The sequence below is a fragment of the Bacillus sp. B4EP4a genome (assembly GCF_006680105.1).
GTDB lineage: Bacteria > Bacillota > Bacilli > Bacillales > DSM-1321 > Peribacillus > Peribacillus simplex_E.
The window spans coordinates 138,823-153,619 of the sequence record NZ_VHIK01000029.1 but is presented as its reverse complement, the minus strand read 5'-3'; the positions used below and the strand labels follow the sequence as shown (position 1 = coordinate 153,619).

Here is a 14,797-nt window from a genome sequence, read left to right as displayed (position 1 = left end):
CACGAGTATTTGCTCCAAACTCACGAGTAAACGCTCGAAACTTACGAGTATTCGCTCGAAACTCACGAGGGTGAGACTAATAAGAAGAAAAATGCTGCTAATCCATTTTTCCATTGAATTTATATAGGATAAAAGAAAGAAAAAGCGTTGATTTTGATATGGAATTCGTTTTTTATAGTTTCAAAGACTGAAAATTTGTATAATGGGTGAGATGGATTTAATTGAATGTACATATAGGAGGGGCATGGATGAGTAAGCTTAATGGCAGGACCGTTGCTTTATTGGGAGCGCGGAAGACGGAAGAACTTAGTAAAATCGTTCAAAATCTTGGGGGAGTCCCGCTCGTTCGCCCGGCACAGGGGACGGTATTCCTGGATGATTCCCATTTGGAAGAGGATGTCACCCGGTTGATGGCAGGGGAGTTCGGTTGGATCATCCTTACGACGGGAGTGGGGACGGAATTATTATATAAAACGGCAGTGAAGATGGAAGCGGGAGATCGTTTCATAAAAGCCTTGCAGTCTATGAAAATTGCAGCCAGGGGCTATAAAACGGTGAATATGCTGAAAAAGCTTGGCCTGCAGCCATTAATCCGGGATGATGATGGCAGTACGGCAGGGCTTGTTCGCAATCTGGAAGGCCATCTGTCTAAAGGTGTAAAGGTCGCTTTGCAGCTTCACGGCGATCCGGCTCCTCTTTTGATGAACTGGTTGGATGAACAAAAAGTGGAACATAAAGAAATCCTGCCATATGAACATATACCGCCCGAAAAAGAAACGATGCAGCAGCTGATCCAAGAAATCCTTGAAGGCAAAATCGATTCGGTTGTGTTCACGAGTGCACCGCAGCCGCGAAATTTAATGAGATTTGTCCGTGAACAAGGTGTGGAGGATAAGATAATCGACCTGTTTGCATCAGATGTAATTGCTCTTGCGGTCGGAAAGGTAACGGCACAGGTGGTAATCGATGAAGGGATCGAGCGGGTCATATATCCTGAAGATCAGCGGATGGGCAGTGCAATGGTGGAGCTGGTGAAATATTATCATGGAATAGCAAGCAGATAGGGGTGAGTTCGGCATGACCAAGGGCAAGGTCTATTTTGTTGGTGCTGGTCCGGGTGATGTGGGCCTTATTAGCGTAAAAGGTCAAAAAGCGATTGAAAAAGCGGACATCATTTTATATGACAGATTGCTAAATCCCAAATTGTTAGAGGCTGCCACCCTCGATTGTGAATTGATATATTGTGGCAAGACACCTTATACGAATGGCATCACTCAAGGGGAAATCAATGAGCTGCTTGTTTCCAAAGCACTGGCAGGGCATCGGGTCGTTCGCTTGAAAGGCGGGGATCCTTCCGTTTTTGGAAGAGTAGGGGAGGAAGCTGAATCGTTGAAAGATGTGGGAATCCCATTCGAAGTCATTCCGGGGGTTACGTCCAGCATTGCTGCATCCATGTACGCGGGAGTCCCCGTCACGCATCGGGATTATGGACGTTCCTTTGCGATGGTGACGGGCCATGACCAAACGAAGAAGGATATGGATTGGAACGGGCTTGTGAAAAGTATAGATACGGTTGCCTTTTATATGGGTGTGGCCAACCTTCCGTATATCCGCGAAAATTTGATTAATCATGGAAAGCCGGGGAATACGCCGGCACTCGTCATACAATGGGGCACTTATGGAAGACAGGAAAGTGTCGAGGGGACTTTGGATGATATCGTCGAAAGGGTAAGTGAAAGGTCGCTTGGCAATCCTGCGATCACCTTGGTCGGGGATATCATTTCACTAAGGGGAAAACTGCAATGGTTCGAAAAGAAGCCACTGTTTGGGCAACGGTTTTTAGTGGCCCGGACCGGGACGGCAAAAAGTACCTTGGCAGAAACCCTGGATGAACTTGGCGGCGAAGTCATCGAGTTTCCTAAATGGAATGCGGCCAAAGTGAAAATAGATGAAAGTCAGCTGCTCTCTTTTCTTTTGTATGATCGGATTCTCTTCACTTCGCCCGAAAGTGTCCATGGATTCTTGGATTCACTCACTGAACATGCTATTGATTTCCGCCGGATTTCTTCTAAACTTTATGTGTTATCAAGGAAATCGAAAAAAGTTTTACAGCAGCGGGGACTGATGGCCGAACTCAAATCCGAGATGTCGGAAGCCGGAACCCTGTTGGTTGTTGGAGATCGAAACAGAGATCAAAGAGATCCGGCTCATGGGGACGGAGACTATTTTCAATCAGTCGATAAATTCGTCGATGAAAGATTCCTTGAAATTCTTCCGAGAATGCTGGACGGGATAGCTGTCGGAACGGTACTATTTTCGAATCGGCATTCAGTTGATATGCTGATGCAATATGGGAAAAAGGCAGACGTGGATGTTGAAGGGCTGCTAAATCAAGCCTCCATCGGGGTAATCGGGGAAAGCACTGGCAATAGACTTAAAGACTATGGATTTACATTGGATATGATGCCGAAAGAACCGTCTGTCGAACAATTGGTGGAGTTGATCTTGAATAGGAATGTTTTTTAGGCTCTGATAAAAACAGAGTCTATTTCCTTTGGAAGGGATTCGTTATTCATACCCGTTGAAATGTTGTTTGCGTTCAGTGTAATGACCTATAGTGTTATCATTTAATTAGGAAAGTTCGAAAAGCCTCACCTACTGCTTTTATTGGCCGGAATTGATGTTTAACATTCAATGACAGGGGGTGACTTCATGTTTAATATTGGCGATATTTATGGCAATTATTCTACATTGCCCTGCTTGTTCTGTTATTCGTAATGGTTGTGAAGGCGTTCCGTTTCTTTATAAAACATATGACAAAGGTGAATAACCTGGAAAGTAAAAGAGATGAATTACATGATCGATTGAAAAAAGGGATGACTGATGGCCCCTTTCTTCGGGTCGTTAGGGCAGGGATGGGCGTTGAATGGATTTGGTCGACTTTACCAAATGATGGACGCTCATAAGACTTTGAGGAGTAAGGAATAAAAGTCTTTTATTCCTCCACAGATTGGGTATTATATATACGTGACTTTTCCAGGGAGGCGAAGTAAATGAAACGGACATGGGAATTCGTATTAAGTATCTTAGGCGTGGGTATCGCTGTGATTTTTTTAATCATGACGATCATAGCGGCCGTTTATCTCAACAGTATCGATATGAAAGAAATGATGGACTACTCTTTAATGACAGATTCTGAGTTTTCCTCGTCTGAGGTAGATATGTCGATCAAGTTGTTCATGGGCATACTATGGGCGGGAATCATATCGCTGTTTATTGCATTGGCGGGCGGTTTGATCGCTATCTTTCTATTAAAAGGCGGCAAAGCGAAGGGAGCCGGAATCTTATTGATCATTACGGGCATTCTGACGATCTTTCATGTTTGGCCGCTTATTTTCTTCATCATACCGGGTATCATGTGCCTTGTAAGGAAGCCGAGGGAACCGGTGGAAGTGATCGTTTGATCCGACACAATACATAGTGTGATTTGAAAACAAAGGAGCTGTCCCGAAAATGCGGGTAAGCTCCTTTTGTGCTGTGAGGATATTTTAGGGGAATATACCTATTTATACCTGCAATCACCAGTCTATCATGTTACTATTATTATAGATTTAAATATAAATAGACTGGAGTTCGATCGATGAAGATACCTTTAATGAAGGTTGGAGCACTGACCTGTTTAACGATCGGTTTGTTCAATGGACAGGCTTTTGCGGAGTCTGGAATAACCAATGCTTGTTCATCATTCGGTGAGATTCAATCCAATGTAAATCCTTCCCATAAGCAGATTAACTGCTTACTGACGAATGCGGCAATAGAGGCCGAAATCCCCCCGGAAGTTGTAAAAGCGGTGGCTACGCAGGAAAACGGGGATTGGAGGCAATTTAATGAGGACGGTAAACCGATTATATCCGGCGATGGCGGTATCGGTCTTATGCAGCTTACCAATAAAAGTGGGTATGACCAGAAAAAGCTGGAAAATGATATAGTCTACAATATCGAGGCAGGCGTCGAGGTACTGGGTGATATGTATTCAAGAAGGGATTTGCCCAAGATCAAAGGTGCAGGACGAAGGGTCATCGAAAATTGGTATTTCCCTGTAATGGCATACAATGGGACAAAACCGGTTAACAGTCCTCTTTACCAGGAAAACGGGAAAATAAATCAGAATGCCTACCAAGAGGAAGTTTTTGCTGAGATAGAAAAACAAAGTTATTTGGATGGCACAAAACTGGCCGAATATCCATTCAAAACAACGGACTTTCAATATGACCGGGAAAGCACCGAAAATATCATCTTTAAAAATCTTGAATACACACTGACAGATCAAACGCATGACTCTGTTTATTGGTTCAAGGCAGGAGACAAAGTTGTGACGACATCCAGTGCGAATATCAGGAAAGAAATAAGCACTACGGCAGGTGCAGTACTTGTGCCGCCAAATACAAGCTTGACCATCACAGGGAATTTTGACTATCACGAATCTAAGGGAAATAAATTTGTCTTTTACCCAGTACAAACGGAGGACAAGAGTATTAAGGGGTATGTTTCATCGGCTTACATCTCCAATAGTCCATCGGTTGTCGTGCCCATGAAGGATACGAATAAACCTGTGATTTCAGGGGCAGCTGGTAAATCGATACCATTCAACTCAACTTTCAATCCTAAAACCAGCGTGAAGGCGAAGGATGATAAAGATGGTGACTTAACGAGTGCCATACGTGTGGAAGGTAAGGTGGATACCAAGAAAGTGGGCACCTATAATTTGACTTATACGGTAGCTGACAAAGCTGGGAATGTTGCCAAGGCCACAAGGAAAATAACCGTTTATGATCAAGTCAAGCCGGTGATTTCCGGTGCCGGGAATAAAACCATCAAACTTAATTCTACATTCAATCCAAAAACAAACGTGAGTGCCAAGGATAATGCCGATGGCAGCTTGACTAGTAAAATCAAAGTGACGGGTACAGTGAATACGAAGAAAAAGGGGACCTATACATTGAAGTATACGGTCACCGATTCATCGAAAAATGCAGCGACAGTCACAAGAAAGATCACGATAGATGGCACCAAGCCAGTCATCTCGGGAGCCAATAGTAAAACCGTTGGCTATTATTCGACATTCAACCCTAAATCAGGCGTATCTGCGAAAGATAACCTGGATGGCAACATGACTAGTAAAATAAAGGTGACAGGTACGGTGAATACAAAGAAAAAAGGAACGTATACAATAAAGTATACAATCACTGATTCATCGAAAAATACTGCGACAGTCACAAGAAAGATTACGGTAGACAGCACCAAGCCGGTCATTTCCGGTGCCAATAGCAAAACCATTGCCTATAACTCGACATTCAATCCTAAATCAGGTGTATCCGCGAAAGATAATCTTGATGGAAGTTTAACAAGTAAGATCAAAATAACAGGGACTGTGAATACGAAGAAAAAAGGCACCTATACATTGACTTACACAGTTACGGATAAATCGAAGAACAAGGCAGAAGTAAAACGGAAAATCACAGTTAAATAGAAGGCAAAATGGGATTCCCGCAATAGGGAATCCTTTTTTTGCTGTCAGAATGTGTTTGGCTGAAAGATATGCATATATAATAGTAGAAAGTGTTCAAGGATTGATCCTCCAGGGTGGAGCGAATATTGATAAAAATGTTATAATTGTAAATACATGTAATGCGAAGTGATCTGAAGGGGGATTGTTTATGGGCAAAGAACAAGGGCATGTGAACTGGATGGATCAGATTTTTAAGGAATATGAAAGAGACGGCGGGCTGAAGAATAATCCTGGCTTTGGAAAACCGCTTCCGGAGTCGGCGCTATCGGGAAATATATATGACAACTTCTTGACGAAGGCCAAGGATGCCGGTTACCTTCCGCTTTGGATAAAATGGCAAAAAGAAATTCGGGAAGAGCTATCAGGATTGGTTCGATTGAAAAAAATGAATGGAACTGAATCTGAAATTAAGAAACGAATTGCTGAAATAAATGAGAAAGTCCGTACATATAATGCAATTTGTCCAGCCAAAATGCAACGCAGGGAAATAGAGTTGGAAAGCATCGAAATCCAGTATGGAAAATGGAAGTAATTGATAATGTGTAAAATGCGGGTATTTGTATGACGTGATCATTAATGGATTATGATATAATGACATGAATAAAAAACAGAGAGAGGGACTTCGATTGGAAAAAAGAAAAGAAGTTTTTTCATGGATAAAAGCGATATTGATTGCAGTCATTCTAGCTTTTTTAATTCGAACGTATATTTTTGCACCGATTGTCGTGGACGGTGAGTCAATGATGCCGACTCTGCAAGACCACGAAAGAATTGTTCTTACCAAGTTTGGAACGAATATCGATAATATAGACCGGTTTGACATTGTCGTTTTTCATGCAACGGTAGATAAAGATTATATAAAAAGGGTAATTGGTCTGCCAGGTGACCATATTGAATATAAAGACGATACGCTTTATATTAATGGGAAAGCTTATGAAGAACCATACTTGGACAAATATAAGAATCAGATGGCAGGGGTGCCGCTGACTGAATCCTTCAAGCTGGAAGATATTACAGGCAGCATGACAGTGCCGGAAGGCCAGTTGTTCCTTATGGGGGACAATCGCCAAAATAGTTTGGATAGCCGTGAAATAGGCACGATTTCCGTCGATGAAATTGTCGGCAAGGCGAATCTAGTGTATTGGCCAATCAATGAAATAAAGCTTGTGAATTAAGAAGAAGCGGACTCGGGTATCGAGTCCGCTTTATTGTTGCCGTTATTCATTTCCGTAAAGAGGAAACATTGATTAGCATTATCATACAGGTATTTCAACAAAAAACGTGTCCATTCTTCTTTTTTTTCTGTTTTTTTTATGAAAATCAACTCATTTGGGTTAAATTAGGTTATCCTATTAAAAAGAAGTAATCACGTTACCCAGGCCCGTGTAAAATATGGATTACTTTAAAAAAGGGTGCTGAGATGGAGTACTTTAGATGGATATTGTAAAAGATTTAATATCAAACTATGGTTATTTTGCGATATATGGACTGTTGGCCATTGGGATTATTGGCTTGCCGGTACCTGATGAGTTCATGATGACTTTTGTCGGCTATTTGTCATCCATTTCCGTTTTGAATGTCCAGGGAGCATTCCTTGTCAGTTTCCTTGGTTCGATATCCGGGATGCTTGTCAGTTATTTCATCGGAAAAAAGGTGGGGAAGCCTTTTTTGAGGAAGCATGGTAAGTGGATCAAAATGACCCCCGCGAGGTTGGAGAGATTGGAGAAATGGTTCAATAAATACGGTCCTTGGACCATCATCATAGCCTATTTCATTCCAGGAGTCCGTCACTTCGCCAGTTACATTTCCGGGATGAATGGAATGGGGAAACGCAAGTACTTTATCTTTGCAGGAGCAGGGGCTTTCAGCTGGTGTTTGGTATTTACGACTTTTGGTTATTTCATTGGTGTGTTAACGTAACTCATTTCAACTTACCCAAATTTCTTTATTGGAATCAGAAAATCCCGTTTCTGGATCTTTAGAAACGGGATTTTCCATTTCTGCTTATTGAGCTGAGTATCCGCCGTCGATGACAAGCTCGGCACCAGTTACGTATGAAGCTTCATCGGATGCTAGATAAAGCACTGCATTTGCAATATCCGCCGGCTGACCCAAACGTTGTAATGGAGTTGCTTTGATCATTTGGTTCACTAACTCTTTTGACTCTTCTAATTTTTGAGTCATTGGTGTTTCGATGATACCAGGGAATACGGCATTGACACGGACGCCCATGCGGCCATATTGCGTTGCGGCAGCCTTGGAAATAGCACGAACGGCACCTTTTGAAGCTGAGTAAGAGTTTAAGCCCATTCCGATTTGAGCAGTGAAGGAAGAAATGTTTACAACTGCGCCTTTACCTTCTTTAGCCATGTGAGGAACAACGTGTTTCATTCCAAGGAATGGTCCAAATCCATTGATGCTTAACATTAGCTGCCAATCGGCCAATGTCGTATCGTTAATGCCTTTTTCTGTTGAGATACCGGCATTGTTTACCAAAATGTCGATTTTGCCAAATTTAGCGATAACTTCATCGGTCACCTTTTTCCAGCTTTCGTCAGAGGATACATCAAGTACAGTTCCATGGACATTATCCAGTTCATTCACAACAGCTACAGCTTTTTCATTGATATCAGCAGCAATGACTTGTGCTCCTTCTTTTGTGAATAGGTCTACCATTTCCCTGCCCATACCAGATGCTCCGCCAGTGATAATGGCTACTTTATCAGTCAATCTTCCCATAATGATCACTCCTAATTAGTTGTTATAACGATGAATATATGTTCAAGCATAGTGCAAAAGTTACATTATCAACGAGCATTACTATAACTCCTTCAAGAATCCGTCAAGCATTTTATTTTCCGGCTTATGAATCTCCTTTTTCTTGGTGGATAAAAAGTGCATGTATGCCTGTAAAAAATGGACTTCCCATAACTGTGCAGGTTGAAAGCGGTATCAATCTTTCAATCTTCTTATATTGAAACCGTAAATTATCAATATCTAAATAGCTTTACCCGTTCTATTTGAAACGATTCACAAGTAATCTTGTAGAGGCATCTCATGCATGCCGGGGAGCACCATATGTTCAATTCTAGTAATTAAAATTGAATACTGCAATCTTTTTGTACTTTAAATACAAATTTTTATAACGCGATTCCAATTCTAACTTTTCAGAACTTTTATGTACATAGGAGGTCATCATTTTATGAATAACAGAGTGTATCTTTCCTTGGCCATCCCGCTTACGATTTCGACGATGAGTACGCCCTTGCTCGGTGCGGTCGATACGGCTGTGGTTGGAAAGTTGAGTGATCCCGCTTATATTGGCGGGGTGGCTGTCGGAACCATAATTTTTAATACGATGTATTGGCTTTTTGGTTTTCTACGGGTCAGTACATCTGCCTTTGCTGCACAAGCGGAGGGGGCACGGGATGAAAAGCAAAGCCTGATGGCCTTGATTCGGCCTTTTTTCATTGCAGTGATCATCGGCCTGCTTTTTATCGTGATCCAAAAACCCATTTTGAATATCTCGTTAGGCGCAATTGGTCCGAAATCGGACGTTTCCGCCTTTGCCGCAGATTATTTCGGCATCCGGATATGGGGTGCACCTTTTGCATTATTGAACTATGTCATCTTAGGCTGGTTAATCGGGAAATCCAGGATAAAAACATCTTTGTTCATTCAAGTTTTCATGAACGTGATCAATATTGTCTTATGCCTCGTTTTTGTAAATGGCTTTTCGTGGTCTGTATCAGGGGTTGCTGCCGCTTCATTAATATCAGAGATTTCCGCTTTTTTGCTGGGCTTGTGGGTCATCCGAAAAGCGGTTAACGTACCGGATTCATTTTCATTCCGGGAGGGGTTCGATCGGGCTTCCCTGAAAAAAATGATGGTGGTCAACAGGGATTTATTCATCAGGACCATTTGCCTGATCACGGTTTTCAATCTTTTTACGGCCAAGGGAGCCACTTTCGGGACAGAGACACTGGCGGCCAATGCCGTACTCATTCAAATCCATTACCTGATGGCCTATTGCTTTGATGGCTTCGCGAACGCGTCGAGTCTTCTGGTCGGGAAGGCGATTGGTTCGAGAGATATAAACCTTTATAAAAAAACACTCTCACTATCGGCGCGGTGGGGCTTGTATGCTTCGTTCATACTTGCCGCATCTTACTATCTATTCAGCGATAAGGTCATTCTCCTTTTTACGAACATTCCCGGCGTCATCGAACTGGCCCATGAGTATGGACTTTGGATAGTCCTGTTCCCATTCAGTGCCTTTATCGGACTCATTTTTTATGGAGTGTTTACCGGTGCGACAGAAGCCGTTCCAGTTAGGAACTCAATGCTCCTTGCACTATTGGCTTTTCTATTTGTCCAATTCATGGCTGTCCCGCATAATGGCAATCATGGATTATGGCTTGCATTCCTGGCTTTCAGTTTAGGACGTTCCGTGTTTTTAGCATTATACATCCCAAGGCTGAACCGAAAAGTAACAAAGCTTATGGATGCCGATAGTCTAATGAAATCATCTTCTTTTTAATAAAAGAGGGTGTTTTTTATTAATGCAGGGAATTTTATCGGTAGTTTTATGTTGGCGATAATACGGGAATACGAAGAATAGGTAGCAACGCTTGGCGAATCAGGTAGTAAAAGTGATAAAATGAAAAATATATATAAAAGAGGAGTTGTCGTATTTTGAGTGAATTGAATTGGCGAGAAGAAGTTGAAAAACGGAAAATGGACTTATTACTGGACACACAAAACTTATTGAAAATAAAAAGTGTACTGGATGAAGAACATCCGACAGAGGATGCCCCATTCGGTAAAGGGGTGAAGGAAGCGCTTGATTTCATGCTTCAATTAGGCGAAAAAGACGGTTTTACTGTTAAAAATGTCGATAATGTCGCTGGTCATATCGAAATGGGTGAAGGCGAGGAGTTAATCGGGATATTATGCCATGTCGACGTGGTACCTGAGGGAGATGGCTGGAGTTCGGATCCGTTCGGCGCTGAAATCCGCAATGGCCGCATATATGCTCGTGGGGCAATCGATGATAAAGGGCCGACGATGGCTGCCTATCATGCGATGAAGCTGGTCCGGGAGCTAGGAGAACCTTTGAACAAACGTGTGAGGATGATCATTGGAACAGATGAAGAATCGAACTGGCGCTGCGTTGACCGTTACTTTGAAGTGGAGGAAATGCCCTCCATTGGCTTCGCACCAGATGCTGACTTCCCGATCATCAGTGCGGAAAAAGGAATCTGGGATTTCTCGGTTATACACCCTGCCGATGCAGGAAATGGCACGAACTCTGAAGTGAATGTTATGGAATTTTCTTCAGGTCGAAGGACGAATATGGTACCGGATTTTGCTACGGCTATTGTGGAAGCGGCCAACCCTGCTGAAGTGGTGGCAAACTATCAGGATTATTTGCAAAAATACTCATTGAGGGGCCAAGCAGTTCCGCAAAAAAATCAAGTGCTGCTTGAAATGAATGGTGTCTCGGCACACGCGATGGAACCGAAAAATGGAAAGAATGCAGGTCTGCATTTAGCCGTATTTTTAGCTGATCTTACTCTTGATCCGCATGCGAAAGCCTACTTCACTTTCATAAAGGATCGTTTGTTTGAAGATTCCCGCGGAAATAATTTAGGTGTGGCTTATTCGGATGAGCAAACAGGAGAATTGACGGTCAATGCCGGCGTTTTCAATTACTCTAAACAAGGCGACAGCTCGATTGGTTTCAGCATGCGTTATCCGGTGACATTTGAGTGGGAACAACAAAAGGCGGCATTGGAAGAAAGACTTGCGGCATATAATTTGAAAGTGAAGACCAATTCGCATTCAACTCCACATTATGTGGACAGTGAAAGCTTCTTGATTAGGACGTTGCAGGAAGTTTATGAAGCGGAGACAGGTGATAAAGCTGAACTCCTTTCGATTGGCGGTGGCACTTACGCCCGTTCATTGAAAGAAGGCGTTGCATTTGGCCCGCTTTTCCCTGGCAGCGAAGACATTGCGCATCAGAAAGATGAATATATTGATATTGAAGATATGCTTAAGGCTACGTCCATTTATGCACGTGCCATTCATGAATTGGCTAAATAAGAGGCAAAGAGGGAGAAAGACATGGGGAAAATCATTTTTAACGGCGACCTTAAAAGCAGGCCCGAAGTAAAGGTAGATATTGAAGACCGGGGATATCAATTCGGTGATGGCGTCTATGAAGTCATCCGGGTTTATAATGGCGAATTATTTGCGGGGGAGATGCATCTTAACCGGCTGATGGACAGTGCGAAGTTGATACAGATGAAAGTTTCCTTTACTGCAGCGGAAATCAAAGCACTCATGGAAGAGCTGATCGCTGAAGATCAACTGAAGGACGGTATCGTCTATATGCAGCTGACAAGGGGCGTATCTCCGCGTACACACTCATTTCCAACTGCTGAGGTGGAACCGGTCTTTGTTGCCTATACCAAGGAAATGCCTTATACAGGAAAAATAAAGCCAGGGGTCAAGGCTGTTACCACCGACGATATACGCTGGCTGCGCTGTAATATCAAGAGTTTAAATCTACTGGGTAATATAATGGCTAAACAGCAAGCTGTAGAAGCCGGCTGTGATGAAGCGATCCAGCATCGTGATGGTACGGTGACGGAGGGAAGTTCGTCCAATGTCTCAATCGTGGTGGATGGACTACTTAAAACGCATCCGGCCACAAACTTGATCCTGAATGGGATTACCCGTCAGGTGATGCTGAAAATTTGCGCTGATCATGGGATTCCATATGTCGAGGAAGCCTTCACCGTCGAGGACATGATGGCAGCCGACGAAGTCCTTTATACAAGCACAAGCGTAGAAGTGACACCAATTATAAATATCGATGGCCAATCGATTGCAGCCGGGGAAGCCGGTCCGATAACCAAAAGACTGCAGAAACTGTTTTCCGAGGAAATCGAGAAGCAATGCGGTTCCGTTAAATAAATAAAAGCCCCTTTGCCACTATTGGCAAAGGGTTTTTTATATGTGTAGCCGGAAGCAGATGGCCATCACCGAATCCCCGTTTACGTTAATTACCACCTTATGCAATCCTCCCTTTTTGACATTTTCAAGAACCAGGAATATAATTGCTAATAACCTAAAAAGTTTACCTACCACAACAATTTGAGTTGCGTATAAAAAGGAGTTGACATAGATATGTCCGATGTGTTGCATCAATCTTCTTCGAGAGGAATAAAAAAACTTCTTCCCTATCTAGGGCCTGCCTTTATAGCTGCTGTGGCCTATATTGATCCAGGGAATTATGCGACCAATATTACAGCAGGATCAAAATATGGCTATACGTTATTATGGGTTATCTTCGCATCCAATTTAATGGCTGTGCTAATCCAATCACTATCAGCTAAATTGGGGATAGCCACTGGAAAGAACCTTCCAGAGCTATGCAGGGAAAGATTTTCGAAAAAAACATCTTTCTTATTATGGATTCAGGCCGAAGCCGTTATAATGGCAACCGACCTAGCTGAATTCATAGGAGCTGCACTAGGGATTTACTTGCTATTTGACTTACCGCTTATCACATCGGCAATAATTGCAGCGATTGGTTCCTTTGCCATTCTGGAATTCCAGCGCAGAGGTTATCGAACATTCGAAGCTCTGATCACGGTCATGATATTTGTCGTTGTGATAGCATTTGGTGCTCAAGTTTTTTATGCAAAACCTGACACTTCAGCCGTTGTTTTAGGACTCTTCACTCCAAAGTTCGAGGGAGTGGACAGTATTTTACTTTCGGCCGGTATGCTTGGAGCCACCGTTATGCCACATGCGATTTACCTTCATTCTTCTTTGACTCAAAGAAGAATAGTCGGAAAAAACGATATGGAAAGAAAAAGGATTTATCGTTTTGAGCTAATTGACATTGTCATCGCCATGTTGATAGCAGGCGCGATCAATGCCGCCATGGTCATAGTTTCAGCTGCCCTATTTCATAAAAATGGAATACTTGTAGAGGACTTGGATGTTGCCTATCAACAATTCGGTGCGATGCTTGGACCATCAGTCGCGATGTTCTTTGGAGTAGGATTATTATTTGCCGGTTTATCAAGCTCATCCGTTGGTGTAATGACAGGTGATGTAGTCATGCAAGGATTCATTAAAAGACATATACCGATTTATTTAAGAAGGGTCATTACCACCGTTCCGCCCCTGCTCATAATATTATGGGGAGTGAACCCATCCAAAGCACTTGTGATGAGTCAAATTGTACTCTCGTTTGGCATCGCGTTTGCCTTAGTGCCATTGATCATGTTTACAAGCAATGAAAAAATCATGGGCAGCCTGGTCAACCATAAAATCACCTCGAGCGTCGCCTGGCTTATAGCTGTACTTATCATTGGACTGAACTTGTTCCTGCTATACGAAACACTGTTCAGCTAAAGGAAGAAATGGCAGGGAAGGACCAATTTTTTGGTCCTTTTTTGTTTTATTTTTGCTGACTTTTTCGATTTATCCACCCAGCCCGAAAAAACCGGCCTGGATCTGTGTATTATCCGTAGATTGGGAATATTCCTGATGGAGGGAATATTTATTAGGATGCCCAAGAAAAGGTATACGCAATGGGAATTATGGTAAAATTAAAGGGAAAATAGGAAGGAATGTAAGTGACCATGAATACTCATTTTTTCTTTGCTTTAGTATTGCCTGATGATATTAAGGCTTATTTAAATGCTGTTACGGAACAACTAAAGCAAGACTTTCCATTTAAGAAATGGCTGCATCCAGCCGATTATCATATTACGATGGCATTTTTGGGCAATGCTCCCGATACATTGAAAGAGGATGCTTTGGGGCGTGTGGAAAACGAGCTTGCCAATGAGGCCTCATTCGGCTTGGAACTCAGCGTTATCGGCGGTTTTGGCAAGAGTGAGAGTCCAAGGATTCTATGGGCAGGCATCAAGCAGCAAGAAAGGCTTTTTGCCATTCAAAGGAAAGTCTATAATTCTTGTATCGAAGCAGGTTTTGAACTTGATAAAAAGCCGTTTAAGCCTCATATTACGCTTGCAAGAAAATTCGAGGGGGATAGTCCCTTTTCGTTGGAGAGCGTTCGCCAGATAGCGAATTTGGAGGATAAGCATTTTGAAGCAGTTCAGGTTGCGTTATATCAAACACATCTTGGAGCTTCCCCTTCATATGAAAAGATTTTCACGATAAACCTTCAAAAATAGAAAG

The 14,797-nt window shown here is 42.6% G+C and carries 13 protein-coding genes; 12 read left to right on the top strand and 1 reads right to left on the bottom strand.

Annotated elements, in window-relative coordinates:
• Nucleotides 1-248: 248 nt before the first annotated feature.
• From FNK51_RS15850 to FNK51_RS15820, 7 genes are all read left to right on the top strand, one after another.
• The gene (locus tag FNK51_RS15850; RefSeq protein WP_141993951.1) at nucleotides 249-1,064 is read left to right on the top strand and encodes a uroporphyrinogen-III synthase; all 816 of its coding nucleotides are present in this window, start codon (nucleotides 249-251) and stop codon (nucleotides 1,062-1,064) included.
• Nucleotides 1,065-1,077: 13 nt separating this feature from the next.
• Nucleotides 1,078-2,526: a uroporphyrinogen-III C-methyltransferase gene (gene cobA / locus FNK51_RS15845; RefSeq protein WP_141993950.1), complete on the top strand. Its 1,449-nt coding sequence runs from the start codon at nucleotides 1,078-1,080 to the stop codon at nucleotides 2,524-2,526.
• A gap of 527 nt (nucleotides 2,527-3,053) precedes the next feature.
• Nucleotides 3,054-3,464 carry a DUF4064 domain-containing protein gene (locus tag FNK51_RS15840; protein WP_098369906.1) on the top strand — a complete coding sequence of 137 codons (411 nt, stop codon included), beginning with the start codon at nucleotides 3,054-3,056 and terminating at the stop codon, nucleotides 3,462-3,464.
• Between the two features lie 176 nt (nucleotides 3,465-3,640).
• Nucleotides 3,641-5,530, top strand: a complete 1,890-nt coding sequence (locus tag FNK51_RS15835) for an immunoglobulin-like domain-containing protein (protein ID WP_141993949.1) — start codon at nucleotides 3,641-3,643, stop codon at nucleotides 5,528-5,530.
• Nucleotides 5,531-5,717: 187 nt separating this feature from the next.
• A complete protein-coding gene (locus FNK51_RS15830) occupies nucleotides 5,718-6,101 on the top strand; it encodes a DnaJ family domain-containing protein (RefSeq protein ID WP_141993948.1) in 384 nt (127 codons plus the stop codon).
• Between the two features lie 94 nt (nucleotides 6,102-6,195).
• Nucleotides 6,196-6,744, top strand: coding sequence for a signal peptidase I (gene lepB, locus FNK51_RS15825; RefSeq protein ID WP_192206107.1), 549 nt, complete (start codon nucleotides 6,196-6,198; stop codon nucleotides 6,742-6,744).
• A gap of 259 nt (nucleotides 6,745-7,003) precedes the next feature.
• Nucleotides 7,004-7,489, top strand: a complete 486-nt coding sequence (locus FNK51_RS15820) for a DedA family protein (protein ID WP_098369910.1) — start codon at nucleotides 7,004-7,006, stop codon at nucleotides 7,487-7,489.
• An 84-nt stretch (nucleotides 7,490-7,573) separates the two neighbouring features.
• On the opposite strand, the gene FNK51_RS15815 is transcribed toward FNK51_RS15820, so the two are convergent.
• Entirely contained in the window at nucleotides 7,574-8,308 is a 735-nt protein-coding gene (locus FNK51_RS15815) for an SDR family NAD(P)-dependent oxidoreductase (protein WP_141993947.1), read from the bottom strand.
• 463 nt (nucleotides 8,309-8,771) lie between these two features.
• Between FNK51_RS15815 and FNK51_RS15810 the strand changes: the two genes are divergently transcribed.
• From FNK51_RS15810 to thpR, 5 genes are all read left to right on the top strand, one after another.
• Entirely contained in the window at nucleotides 8,772-10,109 is a 1,338-nt protein-coding gene (locus tag FNK51_RS15810; RefSeq protein WP_141993946.1) for an MATE family efflux transporter, read from the top strand.
• 155 nt (nucleotides 10,110-10,264) lie between these two features.
• On the top strand, nucleotides 10,265-11,677 hold the full coding sequence (gene pepV, locus FNK51_RS15805; protein ID WP_141993945.1) for a dipeptidase PepV: 1,413 nt from the start codon (nucleotides 10,265-10,267) through the stop codon (nucleotides 11,675-11,677).
• A gap of 21 nt (nucleotides 11,678-11,698) precedes the next feature.
• Nucleotides 11,699-12,553: a D-amino-acid transaminase gene (gene dat, locus FNK51_RS15800; RefSeq protein WP_141993944.1), complete on the top strand. Its 855-nt coding sequence runs from the start codon at nucleotides 11,699-11,701 to the stop codon at nucleotides 12,551-12,553.
• A gap of 213 nt (nucleotides 12,554-12,766) precedes the next feature.
• Entirely contained in the window at nucleotides 12,767-14,005 is a 1,239-nt protein-coding gene (locus tag FNK51_RS15795) for an Nramp family divalent metal transporter (protein WP_141993943.1), read from the top strand.
• Between the two features lie 230 nt (nucleotides 14,006-14,235).
• Nucleotides 14,236-14,793: an RNA 2',3'-cyclic phosphodiesterase gene (gene thpR / locus FNK51_RS15790; protein WP_098370100.1), complete on the top strand. Its 558-nt coding sequence runs from the start codon at nucleotides 14,236-14,238 to the stop codon at nucleotides 14,791-14,793.
• Nucleotides 14,794-14,797: the final 4 nt, after the last annotated feature.

Bases quoted from the DNA above. Each gene is read 5' to 3' on its own strand.
- FNK51_RS15850 (WP_141993951.1), top strand. From the start codon at position 249: ATGAGTAAGCTTAATGGCAGGACCGTTGCTTTATTGGGAGCGCGGAAG.
- cobA (WP_141993950.1), top strand. From the start codon at position 1,078: ATGACCAAGGGCAAGGTCTATTTTGTTGGTGCTGGTCCGGGTGATGTG.
- FNK51_RS15840 (WP_098369906.1), top strand. From the start codon at position 3,054: ATGAAACGGACATGGGAATTCGTATTAAGTATCTTAGGCGTGGGTATC.
- FNK51_RS15835 (WP_141993949.1), top strand. From the start codon at position 3,641: ATGAAGATACCTTTAATGAAGGTTGGAGCACTGACCTGTTTAACGATC.
- FNK51_RS15830 (WP_141993948.1), top strand. From the start codon at position 5,718: ATGGGCAAAGAACAAGGGCATGTGAACTGGATGGATCAGATTTTTAAG.
- FNK51_RS15820 (WP_098369910.1), top strand. From the start codon at position 7,004: ATGGATATTGTAAAAGATTTAATATCAAACTATGGTTATTTTGCGATA.
- FNK51_RS15815 (WP_141993947.1), bottom strand. From the start codon at position 8,308: ATGGGAAGATTGACTGATAAAGTAGCCATTATCACTGGCGGAGCATCT.
- FNK51_RS15810 (WP_141993946.1), top strand. From the start codon at position 8,772: ATGAATAACAGAGTGTATCTTTCCTTGGCCATCCCGCTTACGATTTCG.
- dat (WP_141993944.1), top strand. From the start codon at position 11,699: ATGGGGAAAATCATTTTTAACGGCGACCTTAAAAGCAGGCCCGAAGTA.
- FNK51_RS15795 (WP_141993943.1), top strand. From the start codon at position 12,767: ATGTCCGATGTGTTGCATCAATCTTCTTCGAGAGGAATAAAAAAACTT.
- thpR (WP_098370100.1), top strand. From the start codon at position 14,236: ATGAATACTCATTTTTTCTTTGCTTTAGTATTGCCTGATGATATTAAG.